2 protein-coding genes are annotated in these 5659 nt (G+C 74.4%); both read left to right on the plus strand.

Annotated features, from left to right (window positions below):
• Positions 1-1242, plus strand: a 1242-nt coding sequence (locus G3I65_RS41120; protein WP_160700875.1) for a non-ribosomal peptide synthetase, incomplete at its 5' end; no start/stop codon positions are given.
• A 10-nt stretch (positions 1243-1252) separates the two neighbouring features.
• The coding region (locus G3I65_RS41125) for a non-ribosomal peptide synthetase (RefSeq protein WP_160700876.1) at positions 1253-5659 on the plus strand (4407 nt) is incomplete at its 3' end.

The following is a 5659-nucleotide window of genomic DNA, read 5'->3' on the forward strand; positions in this document are numbered from 1 at the left end:
GCGGACGAGCGGTTCCGCGGCGGCGCGCACGAGCGGGTCCTGCTGCACTCGCCGCTGGCGTTCGACGCGACGACGTACGAGCTGTGGGTGCCGCTGCTGGGCGGCGGCACGGTCGTCGCCGCGCCCGGTGACGGCGTCGACGAGGTGACGTTGCGGGCGCTGGTCCGCGAGCACGGGCTGACCGCGATGTGGCTGACCGCGGGCCTGTTCCGCGTGCTGGCACAGGAAACCCCGGACTGCTTCGCGGGCCTGCGCGAGATCTGGACGGGCGGCGACGTCGTGCCCGCGGCGGCCGTGCGGCGAGTGCTGGCCGCGTGCCCGGGCCTGCGGGTCGTCGACGGCTACGGCCCGACCGAGACGACGACGTTCGCGACTTCGCACCCGATGGCCGAGGTGGTCCCGGACCGGATCCCGATCGGCCGTCCGCTGGCCGGGATGCGCGCCCGGGTGCTGGACCGCTCGCTGCGTCCAGTCCCGCCGGGCGTGCCGGGGGAGCTGTACCTCGCGGGCGCGGGCCTGGCGCGTGGTTATCGGGGCAGGCCCGGCCTGACCGCGGACCGGTTCGTCGCCGACCCGGCCGGCCCGCCCGGGGAACGCATGTACCGCACGGGCGACGTCGTCCGGTGGACCGCGGAGGGGACGCTGGAGTTCCTCGGCCGCGCCGACGACCAGGTCAAGCTGCGCGGCTTCCGCGTCGAGCCCGGCGAGGTCGAGGCCGTGCTGGCCCGCCACCCCGAGGTGGCGCAGGCGGCGGTCGTCGTCCGCGAGGACCAGCCGGGGGTGAAGCAGCTGGTGGCGTACGTGGTCTCGGAGGCCGACGCCTCGGTGTTGCGCGCGTTCCTGGCCGGGGTGCTGCCGGACTACCTGGTGCCGTCGGCGTTCGTCGCGCTGGACCGGTTCCCGGTGAGTGCCAATGGGAAGGTCGACCGGCGAGCCCTGCCCGCACCCGCTGCCGGGGTCGCCGAGCACGTCGAGCCGGCCACCGACACCGAGCGGGCACTGGCGGCGATCTGGGCCGAGGTCCTCGGCACGGACCGGGTGGGCGCCGAAGACAGCTTCTTCGCCCTCGGCGGCGATTCGCTGAAGAGCCTGCACATCGCGGCGAAGGCGAGCGCGCTGTTCGCGGTCCGCGTGACCCCGGCCGACGTGCTCACCGCGCGGACGATCACGGGGCTCGCCGGGACCGTCGAGGAACTCATCTTGGGCGAGCTGGAAAGCCTCGCCTCCGACCACGAAGCGTGAGGACGTCCCCATGACCTCGTCCAGACAGGACCGCATCGCGGCACTGCCCGCCCACCTGCGGGAGAAGCTGCGCGCGCGGATGGCGGGAACGGCCGGGGCGGGTCCGGAGATCCCGGCCGCCGATCGTTCCCGCCCGCTGCCGTTGTCGTCCGCGCAGCGCCGGCTGTGGTTCCTCAGCCGGTTGCGGCCGGATGACCCCGAGTACAACAGTGCCTTCGCCCTGCGCCTGACCGGGGAGCTGGACGTCGCCGCCCTCGCGGCCGCGCTCACCGCGCTGGTCGCCCGGCACGAACCGCTGCGCACGACGTTCGCGGAAGCCGATGGCGAGCCCGTGCAACGCATCGAGCCGCCGTACGAGGTCGCGCTGCCCGTCGTCGACGTCGGGGCCGACGACCTGGATGCCGTGCTGCGCGCGGAGTACGCCAAGCCGTTCGACCTCGGACGCGGACCGCTGCTGCGCGCGCTGCTGGCCCGGCTCGGACCCGCCGAGCACGTGCTGCTCGTGAGCGTCCACCACATCGCCACCGACGGCGCGTCGATGGGCGTGCTCACCTCGGACCTGGGCGTGCTCTACAGCGGCGGTAAGTTGCCCGCGCAACCTCTGCAGTACGCGGACTACGCGGCCTGGCAGCACGATCGCCCGACCCGGCCCGCGGGGCTGGCACACTGGAAACGGCAGCTCGACGGCGTCGTCCCGCTGGACCTGCCGACCGACCACCCGCGGCCGCCGACCAAGGGGACCGCGGGCGCGGTCATCGAGTTCACGGTGCCGGACGACGTTGCCGCGCGCCTCGCCGAGCTGGCGCGGGCATCGGAGACCACGCTGTTCACCGTGCTGCTGGCCGCGTGCCAGGCGCTGTTCGCGCGCTACTCGGGGCAGGACGACATCGCGCTGGGAACGGTCGTGCAGGGCCGCGACCGGCCGGAGCTGCAGCGGGTCGTCGGGTTCTTCGTCAACACCGTCGTGCTGCGGTCCACTGTGGACCCGGAACTGCCGTTCGCCGAGCACCTGACAGTGGCGCGGCAGACCGTGCTCGACGCGTTCGCCCACGACGACGTGCCGTTCGACGAGCTGGTCGAGGCCGGCCGCGATCCCGGCCGCAACCCGCTGTTCGACGTCATGGTGCTGCTGCACACCGCCACCGGCGACGGGATGGCGCTGCCGGGACTGGCCGTGGAGGCGGTGGGCGTCGGGCGCGACTCGGCGAACTTCGACCTCACGGTGGAGTTCGAGGAGTCCGGCGGCAAGCTGGCCGGGCTGGTCGAGTACCGCACCGAGCTGTTCGACGCCGCCACGATCGACCGGCTCACCACCCACCTCGTGCGGCTGCTGACGGCGGTCGCGGCGGACCCGGCGCAGGCCATCGCGGATCTGCCGCTGACCACCGACGCGGAGGAGCGGCGGCTGCTGGAGTGGGGGAGCGCCGCCGGTGACGTCCCCGGCGGCACCATCGTCGACCTCCTCGACCACCAAGCCCGCACCCGCCCCGGCGCGACCGCGCTCGTCTGCGGCGACACGCGCCTCACCTTCGCCGAACTCGCGGCCCGCACGGACGCTCTCGCCGCGGATCTCACCGCCCGGGGCGCCGGGCCGGACCGGGTCGTCGCCGTCGTGCTGCCGCGCTCCGCCGACGCCATCATCGCGTTGTTCGCCGTGCTCAAAGCCGGTGCGGTGCACCAGTCGATCGACCCCGGCCTGCCACCCGAGCGGATCCAGGTGCTGCTCGCCGACACCGACCCGGTCGTCGTCGTGGCGGACGACGCCGCGGCCGATGGCGGCACACGGCCGGAGGGACCGCAGCCCTCCGACGCCGCCTACGTCATCCACACCTCCGGCTCGAGCGGCACCCCCAAGGGCGTCGTCGTCGAGCACGCGGCACTCGTGAACCTCCTCGCCGACCACCGCACCGTCTTCGGCCGCGAACCCCTGCGCGTCGCCCTGACCGCGACGCTGTCCTTCGACACCTCCTGGGAAGGCCCGCTCCTGCTCGCCGACGGGCACGAGCTGCACCTCGTCGACGACGAAACCCGCCTCGACCCGGCCGCGCTGACGCGGTACGTGCGCGACGAACGCGTCGACTTCCTCGACGTCACCCCCTCCTACCTGCGCCAGCTGCTCCCGGCCGGCCTGCTCACCGGCGCGCACCGGCCGCGGTTCCTGATGGTCGGCGGCGAAGCCCTGCCCGACGACCTCTGGCACGAACTCGCCGCCGCGGACACCAAGGCGCACAACTACTACGGCCCCACGGAGTCCACTGTGGACGCCACGCGCGCCGAGGTGACCGGCGGGCGGCCGGTGATCGGGCGGCCGCTCGGGAACGTCCGCGCGTACGTCCTCGACGACCGCCTCCGGCTCGTCCCGCCCGGCGTCCCGGGCGAACTCTGCCTCGCCGGCGCCCAGCTCGCCCGCGGCTACCTCGGGCGCCCGGGGCTGACCGCGGACCGGTTCACCGCCGACCCGTTCGGCCCGCCCGGCACCAGGCTCTACCGCACTGGCGACCGTGCCCGCTGGACCGACGGCGGGCAGCTGGAGCACCTCGGCCGCCTCGACGACCAGGTCAAGGTCCGCGGCTTCCGCATCGAACCCAGCGAGGTCGAAGCGGCCCTGCGCGCCCAACCAGGAGTATCCGACGCCGCCGTCGACGCCCGCGGCGGGCGGCTCGTGGCCTACGTCGTCGGCGACACCGACGGGCTGCGTGCCGCGCTGAGCCGGACGCTGCCCGCCCACCTCGTGCCGTCCGCGTTCGTCGCGCTCGACCGGCTCCCGCTGACCCGGCACGGCAAGCTGGATCGCCGCGCCCTGCCCGACCCCGAACTCACGATCACCACCGAGTACGTGGCCCCGCGGAACGACCGCGAACGGCTCGTGGCCGACGTCTGGGCGGAAGTCCTCGGCGTCGACCGCGTCGGTGCCGACGACGACTTCTTCGACCTCGGCGGCGACTCCCTGCGTGGCATCCGCGTGGTCGCCCGGCTGCGGGACGCGCTCGGCGTCGACGTCCCGGCCCGGCTGGTCTTCACCGCCCCGACCCCGGCCCGGCTGGCCGCCGAGCTGCCCGACGTGGGTGCCGTCGGGGAGAAGATCCCGCGCCTGCCGCGGAACGGCGGCCGCCTCGAAGCGCCGCTTTCCTTCGCCCAGCAACGGCTCTGGTTCCTCGACGAGTTCGAACCGGGCAGCACCGAGTACGTCTCGCCGACCGTCCTGCGCCTGCGCGGCGAGCTGGACACCGCCGCGCTCGACCGCGCGTGCACCGCGCTGGTCGCCCGGCACGAATCCCTGCGCACCACGTTCGCCACGGTCGACGGCCACGGCGTCCAGGTCGTCCACCCGCCGCACGCCGTCCGCGTGCCCGTCACCGACGGCGATCTGGAGTCCGCGCTCGCCGGCGCGACCGGCCCGGTGGACCTGCACACCGGGCCGCTGCTGCGGGTCGCGCTGACCCGGCTCGCCCCGGACGACCACGTGCTCACCCTGGTGCTGCACCACATCGTCACCGACGGCTGGTCGGCCGGCGTGCTGCTGCGCGAGCTGGCCGCGCTCTACCGCGACGAGGAACTGCCGCCGTTGCCGGTGCAGTACGCGGACTACGCGGTCTGGCAGCGCGACCGCATCGAAGGACTCGGGGAGCAGCTCAGCTACTGGCGGCACCGCCTCGACGGCGTCCCGGTGCTGGACCTGCCCACCGACCGGCCGCGCCCGGCGGTCCGCACGAAGAACGGCGCCCTGCACGAGTTCCGGATTCCCGCCGGGACCACCGCGCGGCTGCAGGAGCTGTCCCGGCAGCACGGCGGCACCCTCTTCATGACCCTGCTCGCCGCCTGCCAGCTGCTGTTCGCCCGCTGGTCCGGCCAGCGCGACATCGCCGTCGGGACGGTCGTCTCCGGCCGCGAGCGCACCGAGCTGGAGGGCCTGGTCGGGTTCTTCGTCAACACCCTCGTCCTGCGGTCCACGGTGGACCTGAGCGCGGACTTCGGCGCGTTCCTCGGCGAAGTCCGCGACACCGTGCTCGACGCGTTCGCCCACCAGGACGTCCCCTTCGACCGCGTCGTCGACGACCTGCAGCCCGACCGCGACACCAGCCGGACCCCGCTGTGCCAGGCGATGGTCGTGCTGCACAACACCCCGGACACGCGGCCCGCGATGCCCGGGCTGGACGTCGAGGAGCTGGCGCCGCCGGTCGTCACCGCGGGCTTCGACCTGATGGTCCACTTCCAGGAGACGGCCGGGCGGCTCGACGGCGTCGTCAACTACAACACCGACCTCTTCGACGCGGCCACGATCGAGCGGCTGACCGGCTGGCTGGGCACCCTGCTCGACGGCATCGCCGCGGCCCCGGACCGCCCGCTCGCCCGGCTGCCGTGGACCACCGCCGCCGACCGCGACCTCGTGCTGACCCGGTGGAACCCCACCGCGGCC

This window comes from Amycolatopsis sp. SID8362 (assembly GCF_010550475.1).
Classification (GTDB): domain Bacteria; phylum Actinomycetota; class Actinomycetes; order Mycobacteriales; family Pseudonocardiaceae; genus Amycolatopsis; species Amycolatopsis eburnea.